17 protein-coding genes are annotated in these 17109 nt (G+C 41.8%); 7 read left to right on the top strand and 10 right to left on the bottom strand.

Annotation, left to right across the window (positions count from 1 at the left end):
- Positions 1–9 precede the first annotated feature (9 nt).
- From nagB to nagE, 3 genes are all read right to left on the bottom strand, one after another.
- Positions 10–765 carry a glucosamine-6-phosphate deaminase gene (gene nagB / locus JOC37_RS06125; protein WP_204617149.1) on the bottom strand — a complete coding sequence of 252 codons (756 nt, stop codon included), beginning with the start codon at positions 763–765 and terminating at the stop codon, positions 10–12.
- Positions 762–1916, bottom strand: coding sequence for an N-acetylglucosamine-6-phosphate deacetylase (gene nagA / locus JOC37_RS06120; protein WP_204617147.1), 1155 nt, complete (start codon positions 1914–1916; stop codon positions 762–764). The genes nagB and nagA overlap by 4 nt, the downstream gene beginning before the upstream one ends.
- A 79-nt stretch (positions 1917–1995) precedes the next feature.
- Positions 1996–3375: an N-acetylglucosamine-specific PTS transporter subunit IIBC gene (nagE, locus tag JOC37_RS06115; RefSeq protein WP_204617145.1), complete on the bottom strand. Its 1380-nt coding sequence runs from the start codon at positions 3373–3375 to the stop codon at positions 1996–1998.
- A gap of 683 nt (positions 3376–4058) precedes the next feature.
- Here nagE and JOC37_RS06110 point away from each other — a divergent pair.
- On the top strand, positions 4059–4589 hold the full coding sequence (locus tag JOC37_RS06110) for a hypothetical protein (protein ID WP_204617144.1): 531 nt from the start codon (positions 4059–4061) through the stop codon (positions 4587–4589).
- A gap of 82 nt (positions 4590–4671) precedes the next feature.
- Positions 4672–5415, top strand: coding sequence for a metallophosphoesterase (locus tag JOC37_RS06105; RefSeq protein WP_204617142.1), 744 nt, complete (start codon positions 4672–4674; stop codon positions 5413–5415).
- Here the strand turns inward: JOC37_RS06105 and JOC37_RS13580 are convergent.
- On the bottom strand, positions 5410–6075 hold the full coding sequence (locus JOC37_RS13580; RefSeq protein ID WP_204617140.1) for a DUF2250 domain-containing protein: 666 nt from the start codon (positions 6073–6075) through the stop codon (positions 5410–5412). The two genes, JOC37_RS06105 and JOC37_RS13580, sit on opposite strands and share 6 nt — an antisense overlap.
- 166 nt (positions 6076–6241) lie before the next feature.
- Between JOC37_RS13580 and JOC37_RS06095 the strand changes: the two genes are divergently transcribed.
- Both JOC37_RS06095 and thrC read left to right on the top strand, forming a co-directional pair.
- The gene (locus JOC37_RS06095; protein ID WP_204617139.1) at positions 6242–6682 is read left to right on the top strand and encodes an OsmC family protein; all 441 of its coding nucleotides are present in this window, start codon (positions 6242–6244) and stop codon (positions 6680–6682) included.
- 54 nt (positions 6683–6736) lie between these two features.
- Complete coding sequence (gene thrC, locus JOC37_RS06090; RefSeq protein ID WP_204617137.1) at positions 6737–8236, top strand: threonine synthase; 1500 nt, start codon at positions 6737–6739, stop codon at positions 8234–8236.
- Positions 8237–8272: 36 nt separating this feature from the next.
- Here the strand turns inward: thrC and JOC37_RS06085 are convergent, their stop codons facing one another.
- A complete protein-coding gene (locus JOC37_RS06085; RefSeq protein WP_204617135.1) occupies positions 8273–10660 on the bottom strand; it encodes a [Fe-Fe] hydrogenase large subunit C-terminal domain-containing protein in 2388 nt (795 codons plus the stop codon).
- A gap of 289 nt (positions 10661–10949) precedes the next feature.
- On the opposite strand from JOC37_RS06085, the gene JOC37_RS06080 reads away from it, so the two are divergent.
- Positions 10950–11432 carry an iron-sulfur cluster assembly scaffold protein gene (locus JOC37_RS06080; protein ID WP_204617133.1) on the top strand — a complete coding sequence of 161 codons (483 nt, stop codon included), beginning with the start codon at positions 10950–10952 and terminating at the stop codon, positions 11430–11432.
- A 49-nt stretch (positions 11433–11481) separates the two neighbouring features.
- Here JOC37_RS06080 and JOC37_RS06075 read toward each other — a convergent pair whose 3' ends face one another.
- Complete coding sequence (locus JOC37_RS06075) at positions 11482–13209, bottom strand: aldehyde ferredoxin oxidoreductase C-terminal domain-containing protein (protein ID WP_204617131.1); 1728 nt, start codon at positions 13207–13209, stop codon at positions 11482–11484.
- Positions 13206–13589, bottom strand: a complete 384-nt coding sequence (locus JOC37_RS06070; protein ID WP_204617129.1) for a 4Fe-4S dicluster domain-containing protein — start codon at positions 13587–13589, stop codon at positions 13206–13208. Before JOC37_RS06070 ends, JOC37_RS06075 begins: the two co-directional genes overlap by 4 nt.
- Before the next feature lie 201 nt (positions 13590–13790).
- On the opposite strand from JOC37_RS06070, the gene JOC37_RS06065 reads away from it, so the two are divergent.
- Entirely contained in the window at positions 13791–14126 is a 336-nt protein-coding gene (locus JOC37_RS06065) for a cupin domain-containing protein (protein WP_204617127.1), read from the top strand.
- Between the two features lie 57 nt (positions 14127–14183).
- Here JOC37_RS06065 and JOC37_RS06060 read toward each other — a convergent pair whose 3' ends face one another.
- The 3 genes from JOC37_RS06060 to JOC37_RS06050 form a co-directional block, all read right to left on the bottom strand.
- Positions 14184–14648, bottom strand: a complete 465-nt coding sequence (locus JOC37_RS06060; protein WP_204617125.1) for a CBS domain-containing protein — start codon at positions 14646–14648, stop codon at positions 14184–14186.
- Between the two features lie 130 nt (positions 14649–14778).
- Positions 14779–15612, bottom strand: a complete 834-nt coding sequence (locus JOC37_RS06055; RefSeq protein WP_204617123.1) for a nitrilase family protein — start codon at positions 15610–15612, stop codon at positions 14779–14781.
- Between the two features lie 33 nt (positions 15613–15645).
- On the bottom strand, positions 15646–16440 hold the full coding sequence (locus JOC37_RS06050; protein ID WP_204617121.1) for an amidohydrolase family protein: 795 nt from the start codon (positions 16438–16440) through the stop codon (positions 15646–15648).
- Between the two features lie 189 nt (positions 16441–16629).
- Between JOC37_RS06050 and JOC37_RS06045 the strand changes: the two genes are divergently transcribed.
- Positions 16630–17058 (top strand): RrF2 family transcriptional regulator, encoded by a 429-nt coding sequence (locus tag JOC37_RS06045; RefSeq protein WP_204617119.1) that lies wholly within the window; start codon positions 16630–16632, stop codon positions 17056–17058.
- Positions 17059–17109: the final 51 nt, after the last annotated feature.

The following is a 17109-nucleotide window of genomic DNA, read 5'->3' as shown; positions in this document are numbered from 1 at the left end:
CATTTCCTCCTAGCAATAGTCTTTTTTAATTTTTTCTAAATCTAGTTTTGACGCAGCTTCTTTATCAACTATGAATGTAACATCTGGATGTAATTGTAAGACAGATGCAGGTAATTCAGGAGTTATTTTGCCATTGACTGCTCCATTAACAGCATCTGCTTTTTCCTCTCCAGATGCTAAAAGAATTATCTTTCTAGATTGCATTATGGTTTTTATTCCCATACTTATTGCACTGGTTGGAACTTCATCAATAGACTTAAAAAATCTAGAGTTATCTTTAATAGTTTGTTCATCTAACTTAACCATGTGAGTTGTAGCTTCAAATTTTATATCTGGCTCATTAAATCCTATATGCCCATTTCTGCCTATTCCTAAAACCTGTAAATCTATTCCTCCGCTTTTTCGTATCTTTTTTTCATATTCACAGCATTCTTCATTAATATCCTTTGCCATACCATTGGGTATATTGACTTTTCTCATGTCAATATTTGTATGCTTAAAAAAGTTTTCATACATATAGTAATAATAGCTTTGCTTATTATCCCTGCTCAGACCATAGTATTCATCTAAGTTAAATGTTGTTACTTCCTGAAAATCGATATGACCAGCTTCATATGTTTTAATAAGCTGCTTATACATTCCTAATGGGGTTGAACCTGTGGCAAGTCCCAAAACGCTATTAGGCTTTAAAATAATTTGACTAGCTACAATATTGGCAGCTTTTTTGCTCATTTGTTCATAATTATCTACGCAAATAATTCTCACCAGGTTTTCACCTCATATGCAATTTCTCCATTTACTATTGTTTTTATAATATTAATATCTTTATCAAAAATAGTTAAATCTGCAATTTTTCCTTTTCTTATACTTCCCAATTTATTATCTATTCCTATGGCTCTAGCTTGATTTAAACTTGCCATATTAACTATTTCGTTTAATTTATAGTCTGTATTATCTCTTATGTTTTTTATAGCTTCATTTAGCTTCAGTATACTTCCTGCTAAAGTTCCATCCTCAAGTCTTGCAGATTTATTATCTACTATTACCTTTTGTCCTCCTAGTTCATATTTTCCGCACTTCATACATCCTGCTCTCATAGAATCTGTAACTAATACAACCCTATCTTTTTTATTTATATCTATAAAAGCTTGAAAAAAACCTTTATGAACATGAATTGTATCAGCTATCAGTTCGCAATATATATCTCTTGAAAATACCGCACCAATAACACCTGGATTTCTATGATGAAGCCCTGTCATAGCATTGAATGTATGAGTAACATAAGATACTCCTTCATCTATTGCTTCTAACGCTACTTCAAATGTAGCAGATGTATGTCCTATAGAAAGTCTTATATTTTTATGTCTTTTCATTTTTTTTATAAATTCTAAGTTTTCATCTTCTTCTGGTGCTAATGTTATTATTTTTAGAATATCTAAATAAGATTTTATAAATTCATAATCAGGCTTTATTATATATTTTTCATTTTGAGCACCTTTATTTTTTTTACTTATAAACGGCCCTTCCATGTGAACTCCTTGGATTTTAGCTCCTTCTAAGTTTCTTTTCATAGCATCTTTTATGCTTTCAAATGCTCTAACTATATCTTTTTTGGGCATGGTCATTGTAGTAGGTAAAAATGATGTCACGCCATTCTTTACTATAGATTTAGAAATGTTGTTTAATGCATCGAGGGTAGCATCCATGGTATCAGAGCCTCCTGAACCATGAATATGCAAATCAATAAACCCAGGAGATACAAAATTATTTTTAGCATCTATAACTTCTTCAACATCATTAAACATTTTAAATTCATCTTTTTTTATTAGGTCAATTATTTCATTATCGTATAAAAGCACATAGTCTTTTAATACACAATTTTCTAATATAATTTTTCCGTTAATAATTGCCTTCATAATAATATCTCCTAATAAATCATTCATAAATTGAAGTATAGCTATAAATCTTATAAATAAATTTATAAAATGAAGAAGCTTATATAAGCTTCTTCATTTTTTCGGATAATATATCTACCTTTGTTCCAACAATCACCTGCATATTTTTATCATTCATTTTTAACACACCTGATGCCCCTAGATTTCTTAACTCATCTTCTTTAACTATGGAAGTATCTTTTAAAGTAAGTCTGAGTCTGGTTATACAAGAATCTAATTCAATGATATTTTCTTTTCCGCCTAAAGCTTCTAAATACTCAATAGCTAATTTATCCATATCATCTTTTTCATTTAAATCTACTGAGGTATTTTCTTCGATATCTTCTCTACCTGGAGTTTTTATGTCAAATTTTTTGATTGCGAATACAAATATAACATAATAAATAACAAAAAATACAATTCCTATAGGTATTAATAGCCATCCTTTTGTTGCTAAATTCATATTTAATAAATAGTCAATTGCTCCTGCTGAGAAACCAAATCCGTGATGAATTCCTAAAGCATTCGTAACTGCTAAGGATATACCTGTTAAAACTGCATGGACAACATACAACGCCGGTGCTAAAAACATAAACATAAATTCAATTGGTTCTGTAATACCTGTTAAAAATGCTGTAAAAGCAACTGATAATAAAGCTCCTCCTACTATTTTTTTATTTTCTTTCTTAGCAGTGGTATACATAGCTAAAGCTGCTGCCGGAAGACCGAACATCATTATAGGGAAGAAACCAGTCATAAACACACCGGCTGTTGGATCTCCTGCAAAGAATCTTCCTAAATCTCCTGTAGCTCCATTGTATTCACCAAATATAAACCAAACGATACTATTTAATATATGATGTAATCCTGTTGGAATTAAAAGTCTGTTTACTGTACCATATACAAAATATCCAGCTGATCCTGCAACGGTAGTCCAATTAGCTACCATATCTATAGCTCCTTGAACCTGCGGCCATACAAACCCATATGCAATACCTATAAAAATGGATACTAAAGAAGTTATAATCGGTACGAAACGTTTTCCAGCAAAAAATCCTAAGAAATCCGGAAGCTTAATATCATGATATTTGTTGTATAAAATTCCTGCTACAACACCTGCAATCATTCCTGCTAAAACACCCATCTTTTTCACTTCTATAACTTCGTTTATTGCTGGTGCAACTGCTGTTGCTGTAAAGTATCCTACAACACCTGCAAGACCTGCTGCACCATTATTATCTTTAGCTAAACCTATTGCCACACCAATGGCAAATAATATTGGCAGATTATTAAATACAGCATCTCCAGCTGCTGTGATGAAAGGTATATCTAGTAATACACCAAATCTAAGAAATAAAGCTACCACTGGCATTACTGCTATAGGCAGCATTAAAGATTTACCAAGCTTCTGAAGTTTTCCAAAAACATTAACATTACCCATTATATAATTCCTCCCTTTTATGCCTAATACTTTCTAAAAGAGTGTTTTATATATATTTTCCGTTTTTTACTTTCTAATGTACCGAACTCTTCTGGATACAAAAACTTAAGTACATCAACAAAAAGATTCTCTGTTAGAGTCCTTCTTTTACCCTGTTTTATAGCGAACGCGGTTATTCAAAGCACCTAATTTTTCACCCAATACCACGTCCTTCCTAATATGAAGTCTGAAAACAAAAAAGGCGCGAACGTATATATAAATACAACTACACGTTGTATTTATACATAGGTTCACGCCTGCTTAGCAGTAACACACCTAAATTATTTATGAAATTTTACATATAAATAATAACACAAGGAAAAACATTTATCAACATTTAGGCAATTTTTTGTAAATTCCATATAATTGATATTTTTGAAAATATTTCAGGACATAGTATTACTGTATTTTTATGATTTCCAAAATTCATATAAAACATTCTTGACCCTGCTCCAGTTTGATGGACAAGCTAAATAAAGCCATATACCAGCGAACCGGCGTTAGCGGTATATTAAAACTTACCCCCCTATGTAAATATAGGTGGGGTTATTTTTTTACTATTAATGTCGGAATAGTAAAAAACTGGTGACATAATAAAGGATGAATGGTAAAATGCACATAAATAAAAAACAGGGGGGAGTGTGGTGAAAAGAAGATTTAGAACGGACCTGGCGGAAGACATTAAGTTTCATATTATAACGCTGCTGGCTTTGGTATTCTTTATTGCAGCCATTTACTATGCCACCAGTATTAAAATGGAAAGAAAATATTTAGAAGCCGTTGAGATGATTAAAAGCAAAAACTGGGATGCGGCTGAACAATGCCTGGACCGGGTGGCCAACTACAAAGATGTTGAAGTTTTGAAAAGGTATGTTTGGGCCAGGATTGAGATGGAATATAAAGGTGAAAATGATTTAACCGGCGATTATTATGATACAGTGCTGGCCTATTTACAAGAGATACCGGAAAGTTATCAAGGGGAATTTAAAAGGGAAATTACTAATTTTAAAAGCGAAATAATGCACAAATATAAACAAACCTGCGGCAGTGAAGGGCAGCGTTTTAATGGCATCAAAAATACGCCTATAAAAGTTGTTTCTATCGATGGTAGATGTGTTTATATTGAAAAAGATGTGCTGGCCCCCATTTTCAGTTCCGAATATATGGGATATTAAAGAGAGATGGAGAAGATTGGTTGACAACCCGGGGGCGTTATGTTTATTATGGTTGTAAAATCCTGGGGAGAGGCGTTGTACTGTGAAATTGTTTGCCATAAGTGACGTGCACTTATCCTTTAGTAAACCGGTGGATCCCAGCAACTGGGAATCGGTGGTTGAACATAAGCCCATGGATGTTTGTGCCCCTGAGTGGAAACAGCACTATAAAAAAATATACTATAACTGGTGTGACATAGTTGGCCGGCAGGACATAGTCTTAATGCCCGGTGACATATCCTGGGCCACCAGGTTGGATGAGGCCGGTTATGATATGCAGTTTTTAGGTTTTTTGCCCGGCCGTATTATTGCCGTACAGGGAAATCACGATTACTGGTGGCAAAGCCTGTCTAAAGTACGCAAAAAAATCCCCCCCAATATGCAGGTTATTCAAAATGATCATATAATTGTAGACAACATAGCCATATGCGGCACCAGGGGGTGGGTTTGTCCCAACAATGGCGGCGGTTTCAGCGAGCATGATGAGAAAATATACAAGAGGGAAGTAATTCGCTTGGAAAACTCATTATCCAGCGTGAAACAGCCTGTGGATGAAATTATTGTTATGATGCACTACATGCCCACCAATGAAAAACACGAGCGTTCATCCTTTATTGATGTACTGGAGAAGTACAATGTTAGCACTGTAATTTACGGTCACCTGCACTCCCGGGCCCAGAGGTACCGTCTGCCGGACACAGCCTGGGGTATTAACTTTCACCTGGTTAGTGCGGACTATGTGCAGTTTGCCCCGGTATTGATAAGGGACACCGGTCTAAAATCATAAAGTATCTTTTTGTTGTTCCCGCTCCGCCTGCCGGCGGAGTTTTCTTAAGTAATGCCTGCCCTGGCGGGATATCCTGTAGTAAGTGTGGTTCATGTGTTTAACCCAGTCTTTTTCCCGGTGGTAACCTTCAAGCATGGTTCCCTGCACTTTTTCCAGCAGGCCCTTTTGCAGCAGCTTTTCCAGCCGCTGCCGGGATTCTTCCACATCAATACCAATGTTAATTCCCAACCGCCAGGCATATTCCGGGCCGGCGTAATCAATAAATTTTAATATTTCCAAATCGGTTTCATCTTCAAATTCCTCGTCAAGATAACCGTTTTCCAGCAGCAGCCGGTAAAGTTCGCCGGCTGTACTGCTGCACAGGCTGGCATACTCTTGATAAAGAAGCACATCTTCATTCTGCTCGTCTTCCATGTTTTCACCGGCAAGCATTTTTTTCAGTTCTTCCAGGTCGTGTAAATAACTTTTTAATTTGTTAATGAGCATATAATAAGGATTGAGCTGGTGCAGCCTTTTGGCCAGCTGCGGCATTTTCTCCGGATCGGTGCAGATACCGGGATCGGCTAAAAGTTCGCTGGTTCGGTTATATTCTTCCACTATTCTGCTGGCTCTGGCCCATATTTCTTCATCACTGAGATACTTGCCGTTGAATAAAGACACAGCGGCTCACCCCGGATACATTAATTCTTCCCACAATTCTACAATTTCACCTGTACTAAATCAATACCGTATATGCTGATGTCCGGGATGGAAACTAACTTGTATATAAATTCCAGGCCATGTATAATAAATAGATAAATTAAAATAAAAATAGAGGTGAATGATAATGCCTAAGGTTAATGTAGAATGGGAAGGTAATTTGAAATTTACTGCCACCGATGAGGCTGGGCATTCCATTACCATGGATGCCCCGGTGCAGGCCGGTGGAGAAAATACTGCTCCCAGCCCTCTAACACTGGTATTGATGTCTTTGGCCGGGTGCAGCAGTATAGATATAGTTACAATATTAAGTAAAATGAAGGTTAAAGTGGAGCGGTTCAATATTGAAGTTGACGGCCGGCGGGCTGAACAGCATCCCAAGATTTTTACCGATATTAACGTATTTTTTAAGTTCAGCGGGGAGGACATACCCCGGGACAAAGTGGAGCGGGCCATTGGCCTTTCGGTGGAGAAATACTGCTCGGTGGCTCATATGTTAAATAAAGCGTGTAATATTAATTATGTTTATGAAATTAATGGTACCAGGTATCAGTATCAACGGCAATAGTTTTGGGCAGCTGGTTTCAGCAGCAAAATCTTTATAGATATGGAGGAAGCATTTATGCAGTATATAAGCACCAGGGGGCAGACTGGGCGTGTACAATCTGCCCAGGCCATTAAGCAGGGTATTGCACCGGATGGGGGATTGTTTGTGCCGGAGAACTTGGTCCCCATAACGGAGGAAAAACTTCGGCAGCTGGTGGGTTCCGATTACCGGCAGCTGGCCCGGGAGATTTTAACCAAATACCTCACGGATTATACGGAAGATGAGGTGCAGGCCTGTGTAACCGGTGCCTACAGTGAAGAAAGGTTTGATCACCCGGATATAGCGCCGGTTCATACCATAAACGAGCAGCTGCATGTATTGGAACTGTGGCACGGTCCCACCTGTGCCTTTAAAGATATGGCTTTGCAGCTGCTGCCCCGGCTTATGCCCTTGGCAGCCGGTAAAACCGGGGAGAAAGATGAAATTGTCATCTTGGTGGCCACCTCCGGCGATACCGGTAAAGCTGCTTTGGAAGGATTTAAAAATGTAAACGGAACCAAAATAATTGTATTTTTCCCGGAAGATGGTGTCAGCCGGGTGCAGCGCCTGCAGATGATAACCCAAGAGGGTGCCAACGTTAATGTTGTGGCTGTACAGGGCAATTTTGACGATGCCCAAAGTGGGGTGAAGCAGGTATTTGGAGATGCTGATTTTAATCAGCGGTTAAAAGAAAGGCATTACCGGTTATCTTCGGCCAACTCCATTAACTGGGGGCGTTTGGTGCCTCAAATAATCTATTATTTTGCGGCCTATTTAAAGCTAGTTAGTGAAAACCGGCTTAACATCGGTGAAAGGGTAAACTTTGTTGTTCCCACCGGTAACTTTGGTAATATTTTAGCCGGCTATTATGCCAAGCAGATGGGACTGCCGGTAAACCGTTTAATATGTGCTGCCAATCCGAACAATGTACTTACTGATTTTATCAACACCGGAGTATATGACCGCAACAGGGTGCTGGTGAAAACCATATCTCCATCCATGGATATTTTGATCTCCAGCAACCTGGAGCGCCTGCTGTTTGATCTGACCGGCTGCGATGACGGGAGAATAAGGGGATGGATGAATGAACTGCAGGGAAAGGGTAGGTATGCGGTGGACGAGGAAACCAAGGTGAAGGTGCAGTCTCATTTTTGGTCACATTACGCTTCTGATGAAGATACAATGAGAACGATTAAAGCAGTGTGGGAGGAGTACAACTATTTGGTTGATACCCACACAGCGGTGGCCTTTAATGTATACCGGAGGTACAGAGAACAAACCGGCGATACCACCAAAACCGTTGTTGTTTCCACTGCCAGTCCCTTCAAGTTTAACGCCAGCGTGGCCAAAGCGGTGCTGGGAGCTGACAAAACGGAAGGAAAAAGCGAGTTTATTCTTTTGAACATGCTGTGGGAATATACAGGCTGGCCAGTTCCGCAGGGCTTAAAAAACTTGGAGCAAAAGCCTGTGCTGCACAATCAAAAAACACCGGCAGGCGGGATAGGTAAAGCTGTGGCGGAGATACTTGGAGTGTAGCGAAAAGGGTGCTGTAAAAACAGCACCCTGAACCGGTTATACTTCCACCACCTTTTTGACACAGCATAGGAACCCCTTTACCAACTCTGGATCAAACTGGGATCCAGAGTTTCTTATTAACTCGTTAACCGCTTGGTCATAATTAAGCGCTTTTTTATAGGGACGTTTGGTGGTCATGGCATCAAAACTGTCTGCTATTGATGCAATTCTGCCCAGCAGTGGGATGTCATTGCCTTTTTTTCCATAGGGATAACCCTTTCCGTCATAACGCTCGTGATGATAGAGTATTACCGGGATGATGTTGTGCAGGGTGGGAATTTCCCTGACAATATCCGCTCCTATTAAAGGGTGCTGTTTAATTCTTTCGAATTCTTCCTCGGTAAGCCGGCCGGGTTTCTGTAATATAGACATATCTATTTTTATTTTTCCGATATCATGTAGAAAGGCACCGTACTTCAAATACTTTATGTCTTCTTCAGGTAGGCCCAGCTTTCGGGCTAAAGTTTCAGCGTAGTAAACCACCCGCTCGGAATGTTTATAGGTGTAATGATCTTTGGCGTTGATTACTATGTTTAATGTTTTAATGGTGCTGAAATCGTTTTCGGTATAGCTTGGTTCTCCAGGTGAAATTTCATCCAGCACGGAAGAATAAAGTATAACGGTATCTTTGGTGCGTTTGGCTTTATACAGGGCATAGTCCGCCAGCTTGAGCAGATCATCCTTGTTGGTGGCGTTAAAGGGAAAACAGGCTATCCCCACTGACACAGTCAGGTTTATATTGATGTTATTGTTTTGTATTTTGTAAAAACGGTTTTTTACCGTTTGATTTAAACGCCTGCCCATTGCCAGGGCCTCTTCGGGGCTCACATTTGGCTGGAGGGCTGAAAACTCTTCCCCGCCGTAGCGGGCCACAAAACCGCTGGGAAAAAGTTCCCTCAGCATGACGGCAACCTGCAGCAGTATTTGATCTCCCACCTGGTGGCCGTACAAGTCGTTTACCCGTTTAAAGCTGTCTATATCAATGATAAAAAGGGCAAAACTTTGATTGGCTGCCTTGGCCTTTTTAATTTGTTTATCCAGCTCTTCTTGAAACTTTCTGTGGTTATACAGGCCGGTTAAACTGTCGGTGGCCGCTTTGAACTCTAAGTTTCTGCTCAGCATGTATATGGCAGCCATGTGTTTGCTGGTTTCCTGGTACTGCTTTAATAAGAAGGGTAAACACATTTGAATGTCTGCTTTACCCTGCAGTACGGCAATGGCTTTTTCCCAGCATGAGTTATAGCCGCAGGCACCGCAGTTTATCAGATCCTTTTGGCTGTACTTACCGGTTTTTTTCAATACATCCCATATTTCCTGGCGGGTAAAAAATTTTTTAATTCGCTGCTTATTGACAAAGGTACGGCTGGTGTCTATATCGGGGGCCAGTTCGGCAAAATCCCGGGGATATTTGTATTCACCCTTTTTTCTTTCTTCGTTGCTGTAATTAATTATTCTTTGAGACTTTACAAAGCACAGGTCGCTGCTGGCTATTTCCCTGCCGGCGATGCAGCCGTCGCAGCAGAGCAAATCTACGATTCGGGGTGTAAGAAAACCGCTGTTAATGGATCGCAAAATACTTTTGCACTTTGCCGGGCCGTTGGCTTCAATGACATCCAGGGAGCCCACATCCCGGTGTAAACCCAGCGTTTTTAATAACCCTCCCGCCAGGGGAAATAATCTGGCTGTATTGGCACCGGGGGAGTCCCAGTTTTCTTCGGGCATATTTTCCAGGATAATTTCTTCTCTTTTAAACCACTGTTTTAACTGGTTAAAGGTGATTACCGCGTCAATGGCAGTACCGGCGTGTTTATTGACACTTTCTGCTTTTTTGGCTATACAGGGTCCGATAAACACTGTTTTGCAGTGCGGGTATAATTTTTTAGCTGCTTCACCGGTAATCATCATTGGAGACTTTATCGGGGCCAAACAGCTGATTAATTGTGGAAAGTGTTTTTCTACCATTAAAACAACGGAAGGGCAGGGGGTAGTGATGATTGTGCTGCATTGGCCGGAGGACAGAAGTTTTTGATACTGGTAGGCGCATATCTCTGCCCCAAAGGCAGTTTCATAAACTTTGGAAAAGCCCAGCCTGCGCAGCCCGCCAATTAATTGGCGGGGTTTGCAGGTGAAAGAAGCGGCAAAAGAGGGGGCCACAATGGCTACCGTTTCTTCTTGACGGTCCAACCATTTTTGTACCATGGGAACATCATTAAACAGCAGCTTGGCACCCTGGGAACAAACTTTAGCACAGCTGCCGCATAAAATACAGTCTTCTTTGGCAATGGTTGCTTTACCGTTTTGAAAGGATATGGCATTTACCGGACATACTCTGACACAGGCATAACACTGCACACAAAGCTTGTTATCGGTATAAAGTATATCCATACTAAACACATCCATATAAAAACGTTTCTGCTAACTATTTCTAGCAATATATGAGAAAACCCTTGTGAAAATTTATTATTTTTAAATAAATTAGTATATATTTTTTACAAAATGTGTTCTTCTTATCAGCTGTTTAATCTCCTGGATAATTAATATTTACTCTTAGACAACAATTAACATACTGGGCAGCGAATATTTATTTGATGTTTTTGCAGGAACTATCAAATATTTTACATAACTTATATGAAGGGATTTTGTTTAAAAGAATGGCGGGAGGAGGTAGAAAAGTATGCATGATGAAGGAAATAACCTGGGGGATGAATACACTGAAAAAACCATGGATCATTTTTTAAATCCCCGCAATGTGGGGGTGGTGGAAAATTATAACGGCAGAGGTAAAATTGGTGAAGCGGGCTGTGGTGATGTTTGTGAAATAACGCTGCGTGTTGAAAATGACAGAATAGTAGATATTAAGTTCCGGGTACACGGCTGTGCCGGTGCCATTGCCACATCCAGCGCCACCACCGAGCTGGCCAAGGGGAAAACCTGTAATGAAGCTCTCCAGTTAACTGATGATGACGTGGTGGAGTATCTGGGAGGATTACCGGAGCAGAAAAAACACTGTTCTCTGCTGGGTATCAGAACACTGCGGCAGGCCATTTATGACCACTGGTTTTACAAGCAGCTGCTGGAAAGCGGCCAGGTAACCAACCGGGAGGAACACGAGCAAATTAGGGCGGAACTGTTTCAGCAGTTTGCCGGAGAATTTTAATTATAAGGGGAAAGGGCTCAATTAATTGAGCCCCTACCAAAAAGTTTTATTATAACCTGCTTTTATAAATCTCCAGCATCCGTTTTATGTTTTCGCTGCTTAACCGGCCGGTTAAAGATGGGGTATCAAAGAAACGCTTGGGGAAAGTTAACCGGTCCAGGTTATAACCCAGCTTGATACGTATTTCGTGTTTGGTTTTAAATATTTCTTCTCCCAAAGCATTTAACTCTTCGGCGGTGGTATTAATACCTATGGACCCCAGTGCAGATACCACCGTTTCCGGATCGTATATTCCCCGGGCAAATAAACAAATACACAGGGAGTTTAAAACATTGCGCCATTTTTCTTCGGTTATCAAGTCGTCTACCATTTTTTCCAAGTCTCTTTGCTCGCGGTGCTTTTGGTCCACCGAGTAACCGGCGTTATCTAAGTGAGAATGGCGGGCGCCTACAGTTAGTCCTAAAACATTAGCGTGACCGGTGTGATAACCGGGCATTTCTGTTTTGGCCAGCGTAAGAGCGTAGTCTTTGCCGCCATATTTTTCTGCTGCCGCCGCTGTTCCCCTGGCCAGTGTGGCGTAAAAACTGTTAGGGGGATAGACGATATTTTTTAGCACTTCAATATAACCCTCTGCGTTGTCAAAATCCACTTTGGTGCCCAGGGTTGCTTCATCCACAATACCGCTCTGGTAGGCTTCTGTTACCCAACCCAGTGCTACACCGGCAGTGATGGCATCCATGCCCAGTTCTTCCACCAGATCAATTAAATCCAGCACCTTTTCCTGGGATGTCATGCCGATAAAAGATCCCAGAGCAAATATCAATTCGTGGTCGTAGGATATGGCTTTGGATTCGTATTCATATCCGGGGCCGAACTCCCGCCGGCGCATGGCAATGTGAATACAACCCACCGGACAGCCGGAGCAGGCCATCTTGCGGATTAAACTTTGTTCCGCAAAGGACTCACCGCTGATATTACCTGCCTGCTCAAAGGTGCCCGATTGCAGATTTTTGGTGGGCAGCCCTCCCAAGTTGTTTAGAGCGTTAATGTTTATGGCGGTGCCCACACCGTGATATTTATCCATAATATCAGTTTTAACCACCCGCTGATAAATATCCCGGTAAACTTTGTTGTAGGCCTTGGAGTCAGGTATTGGTTCATCTTTATCGCCGTGGATAACAATGGCTTTAAGGTTTTTAGCACCAAAAACCGCTCCCAAACCCAGCCGGCCGAAATGGCGGTAAGTATCCACATTAACACTGGCAAAGGAAACACACTTTTCACCTGCCGGTCCGATGCGGATGGTGCTGCGGTGCCCCCTGTTCGGTTCCAAACGGCGTAAAATACTGCCTGTTTCACCCACATTCAGTCCCCACAGGGCGGAGGCATTTTTAAATTTTACCCCCCGGGGGCCAATGGAGAGATAGGTGGGGGCATGGGCCCGGCCGTGGATGACAATGGCCTGGAACCCGGCCAGGCGCATGGCCAGTGCCAGCCTCATACCGGCATAACTTTCTCCCCATTCCCCGGTCAAGGGAGAACGGAAAACCGCCACCACTTTGGTAACCACAGGAAAAATGGTGGAAAGGGGCCCGTTGGCTAAAACAACCGGTTGTTCCGGAGCCAGGGGATCCAGCTGCGGGTTGACGGATTCGGCAAAGAGTTTGCTGGCCACACCAATGCCGCCCAACAGGTAATTTAAATCCTTTCGATGATGTACTTCTATCTTTTCTTCGCTCAGATTAATTTCCAGCACTTTAATGGTTCGTTCACTCATATTGGCCGTTCCTCCAGGGTTAATACTTGGTGTGGACAGAAACGGGCACAGGTTCCGCACTGTACACACACCAGGGGTTTATTGCTATCTTCATCAAACTCCAGTACACCAATTATACAAGCCTCTACACAATCTTTACAGCCAATACATTTGTGGGGAATAAAACGAACCCCGCCCCCTTCCCTGGCAATTAGTGCACCGCAGCGGCATGCGGCAGCACAGGGGGCATCTATACATCCCCTGCAGATGTCAGCGACAAACTTACTCTGCAGACCGCCGGCTGTTCTTATTTGAATGGCTGCCTTGGTAGGGGAAAGGCTGCGCCGGATGGTCCGGGCACAGGCCAGCATACAAGAATAACAACCGATGCACTTGGTCATGTCTTTGGCTTGCAGTATCTTGGCCGTGGTAATTACCTCCCTATATAAATATTACTTTAATGGTATATATTCTACATAATTACTGCAATCCTTTTTTAATATGCTAAATTTCTTCAAATTTCATGTTTTAAAATCAATAGAAGGAAAAGATTATTGAATTGCAGAAGTAACAAAATAAAAATTTAAGGGGGACCTGATTAAATGAGAGAAACATCGGTATATAATTTAAAACAGGGTGACTGGAAACCGCACCCCACCAGCCCGGGGGTTTTTGTGCAGCCCATATTATCCGGGGATGAGGGGTTGGGCTTTAAAAATATGTATGTAAAAATTGTTCCCGGCGGTGAGATACTGCCCCATACCCATGACACTGCAGAAGTGTTCTGCTTTATCAAGGGGCTGGGCAGTGTGCTGGTGAACGGGGAAAGAAAAGACTGCGGTGAAGGAACGGTGGTGGTGGCGCCGGCAGGGGTGGAGCATGGTGTTAAAAACAACACCGGAGAAGACATCTATCTGCTGGCCAATTTTAAAAGCTGATGCCGGGTAATATACCCGGCATTTATGTGCTTACCCGGCAGGCCGGGTAAATGGTTCTTAGTACATTTGCGGCTGCTGCGGGGAAGGCTGCCCTTGGGGCTGTGATGGTTTGGAAATATCGGATAGTGCCTGGCCGGCTTCGTTTTGGTAGATATTTTCTACCGCTAAATCGCCAAGGGAAACAATGCCGGCCAGCTGGCCGTTTTCAACCACCGGCAGGCGGCGGATTTGATTTTGGGCCATCATGCTGGCCGCCTGGTGGACGTCCATTTCCGGGCTGCCGGTTACAACATTTGTAGACATAACTGACTGCACCTGGACCGTACCGGCACTTTGGCCTTTTGATGCCACCCGTAAAGCAATATCGCGGTCGGTAATGATACCCACCGGTTTTCCGTTTTGCACCACAGGTACGGAACCCACATTATACTGGCTCATAATTTGTGCCGCTTCGGCCACCGTTTGCTGCGGGCTTACAGTGGCCACGTTTTGGGTCATGATATCTTGCAGTTTTTGAGACATTATATCCCTCCCGCCTGGTTAAAGTTTATATTCCTGTACTTTTTATAATCTCTATAAATGAAGTTATTTATTCATTACCGGTAAAAGCGGGAGTAATAAAAAATTGCTGCTCAATGCCGGGGTTATCATTTCAATTCTTAATCAAAGTTTTATACAATTCCGGTCTTCTGGCCTGCAGGTAAAAAATGCTGCGCATGGAAGTTGTTTTTTGATATCGAATTTTATTTATCAATTCAGCATCCAAGTCAACAACCAGCATGCTTTCCTGATTATTAAAATCCTCGGCGATGACATTTCCCTTGGGATCAATGACCATGGCGCCTCCGGAGAAACGATGGTCTTTTCCGCTGCCGCCAATTAAATTACAGGCAGCTATATATACGGTATTGTCATATGCCCTGGCGGTTAAATACTTTAACCAGATTTCTTTTCTGCTGCCCGCCGTGCATGGTGAAGCATGGGGGGCAAAAATTATTTCCGCCCCCTTTAAAGACATTACAGTGGACATTTCAGGAAAATGCAAATCCCAGCATATTTGGATGCCGAATACCGCCTTGGCGGTATTGAAAACCGGGACCCGGTCACCGGGGGTAAAGTAAGGTTTTTCACTGCTGCCCAGGTGGGTTTTTCTATATTTTTCCATGCTGCCGTCGGGCAGGGCTGCTAAACTGGTAATATATGGCTTATTACCTGCCGTACATTTTTCAGCTATACCGGCCAGTATGGTGATGTTGTGATTTCTGGCCAGGGCAGAGATTAAATTACTGCTGTCACCGGGAATTTGCTCACAGTAAAGGTGGGATTTGTCCCGGCTGTACCCCTGCACGGAAAGCTCCGGGAAACAAATAATATCCACCTGCTGCTTGGCCGCTTGTTTTACAAACAGCTTGATTTTATTTAAATTTTGATCCCTTTGGCCAAAGACAGAGTTCATCTGCACCAAGGCAATTCTGGTATTTTTCATTGCTGCACCCCGTATATTAAACTGCTGGTTAAATTAAATGCCCAGTTCGGCCATTAATCTTTTAGCATTTTCACCAATAACTGCTGTATATTCATTATCCTTTAAACCTAATTTGGCAATGCATGAACACTCCCTTCCCGGGTCATTATAAGGGTAATCACTGCCCAACAGTATTTTATGATAACCGTGTTCTTTAATCATATAACGGAATTTATCACTGGGCAAAAATTCATAACAACTGGAAGTGTCAAAATACAATTTTTTCCCCACCAAACACTGCAATGCCCGGTCCCACATTTGATAACCCCCCATGTGGGCGGCTATAACCTTTAAATTGGGTATGGTTTCCAGCACGTGGGCCAGTCTTTCCGGTGAAGTATAATTTATTTTACTGCTGTTTTGATCATCACCGATGTGGAAGATTAAAATAAAGTCCCGGGCCAGTTTTTCGTACATAATTAATGCCTTTTCTTCATCCAAAAAAAACTGCTGAAAGTCCGGGTGAAACTTTATTCCCTTTATACCGGCTTTTTTCAGCCTGTTTATTTCATCATCAATATTTTCATAATCCGGGTGCAGGGTACCAAAACCAATTAAACCGTCTTTACTGTTTTGTATGGCCCAAAGATTGGCCGGCGGTACCTGTTCCGGCTTGGTGGCTGCAGTGAAAAATACCGCCGCATCCACATTGGCCCGGCGGCGAAGGGTTTGATACTCGGTAACGGTGCCCCGGTAGGGAACCGGCATGCCATAATGCCGGGCCAGCTGCTGGGTTACCTTGGGGGCCACATTATCGGGGAAAAAGTGCACATGCATATCTATTAACATGATGATACCTCCGGAAAAAGTTGAATAACCCAGTAACATTATTCGTTTTATGGCCGTACATTCCTGCTGCGGGTTATTATGGAATTTGGAAAAATTAAAATAACGGTATAAAAAACTATTGACATTGGTAATATTTATATTAGAATATAAATATACCTAATAGGTATACAATAGAAGAAGGTGACCAGTATGAGGTTTAACCAGGCCACAGATTATGCCTTTAGAATAGTGTATTACCTCGGCAAGCAGAAGCCTGGAGAGATAATTGAAGCCCGGCAGATTGCCGAAAAGGAAAATATCCCCATCAGGTTTCTTTTAAAAACAATCAGATCATTAACCAAGGCCGGGATAGTAAAGTCCTATCGGGGGCTTAAAGGCGGGTACACTTTAGCCAAAGACACCAGGGATATTACTTTAAAAGATGTGTCTGAAGCCGTTGAAGGTCCGGTTAAGATAAACAGGTGTTTGGTTAACCCCGCAGAATGCAACAAAAACGCCACAGCCTGGTGCCCCATTCACAGGGCGCTGCGAAATGTACAGCAGGCCACCAATAAAGAACTGGAAAAGTACAATTTTTTTGACCTGATAAAATTTAATAATGACAATAGTGACAGGTAAATACTTAGTATGAACAAAAAATTAAGTGCACTATAAATGTGTACTAAATTA

It is taken from the genome of Desulforadius tongensis (genome assembly GCF_016907915.1).
Lineage (GTDB): Bacteria > Bacillota > Desulfotomaculia > Desulfotomaculales > Desulfohalotomaculaceae > Desulforadius > Desulforadius tongensis.
Note: the sequence above shows the minus strand (reverse complement) of the source record. Positions and strands in the feature narration are given on the sequence as shown.

What these genes read in the sequence shown, in the direction of transcription:
- JOC37_RS06095 (WP_204617139.1), top strand. Translation starts at nt 6,242, where the DNA reads ATGCCTAAGGTTAATGTAGAATGGGAAGGTAATTTGAAATTTACTGCC.
- JOC37_RS06085 (WP_204617135.1), bottom strand. Translation starts at nt 10,660, where the DNA reads ATGGATATACTTTATACCGATAACAAGCTTTGTGTGCAGTGTTATGCC.
- thrC (WP_204617137.1), top strand. Translation starts at nt 6,737, where the DNA reads ATGCAGTATATAAGCACCAGGGGGCAGACTGGGCGTGTACAATCTGCC.
- JOC37_RS06075 (WP_204617131.1), bottom strand. Translation starts at nt 13,209, where the DNA reads ATGAGTGAACGAACCATTAAAGTGCTGGAAATTAATCTGAGCGAAGAA.
- JOC37_RS06080 (WP_204617133.1), top strand. Translation starts at nt 10,950, where the DNA reads ATGCATGATGAAGGAAATAACCTGGGGGATGAATACACTGAAAAAACC.
- JOC37_RS06045 (WP_204617119.1), top strand. Translation starts at nt 16,630, where the DNA reads ATGAGGTTTAACCAGGCCACAGATTATGCCTTTAGAATAGTGTATTAC.
- JOC37_RS06060 (WP_204617125.1), bottom strand. Translation starts at nt 14,648, where the DNA reads ATGTCTCAAAAACTGCAAGATATCATGACCCAAAACGTGGCCACTGTA.
- JOC37_RS06070 (WP_204617129.1), bottom strand. Translation starts at nt 13,589, where the DNA reads ATGACCAAGTGCATCGGTTGTTATTCTTGTATGCTGGCCTGTGCCCGG.
- nagA (WP_204617147.1), bottom strand. Translation starts at nt 1,916, where the DNA reads ATGAAGGCAATTATTAACGGAAAAATTATATTAGAAAATTGTGTATTA.
- JOC37_RS06055 (WP_204617123.1), bottom strand. Translation starts at nt 15,612, where the DNA reads ATGAAAAATACCAGAATTGCCTTGGTGCAGATGAACTCTGTCTTTGGC.
- JOC37_RS06065 (WP_204617127.1), top strand. Translation starts at nt 13,791, where the DNA reads ATGAGAGAAACATCGGTATATAATTTAAAACAGGGTGACTGGAAACCG.
- nagE (WP_204617145.1), bottom strand. Translation starts at nt 3,375, where the DNA reads ATGGGTAATGTTAATGTTTTTGGAAAACTTCAGAAGCTTGGTAAATCT.
- JOC37_RS06050 (WP_204617121.1), bottom strand. Translation starts at nt 16,440, where the DNA reads ATGTTAATAGATATGCATGTGCACTTTTTCCCCGATAATGTGGCCCCC.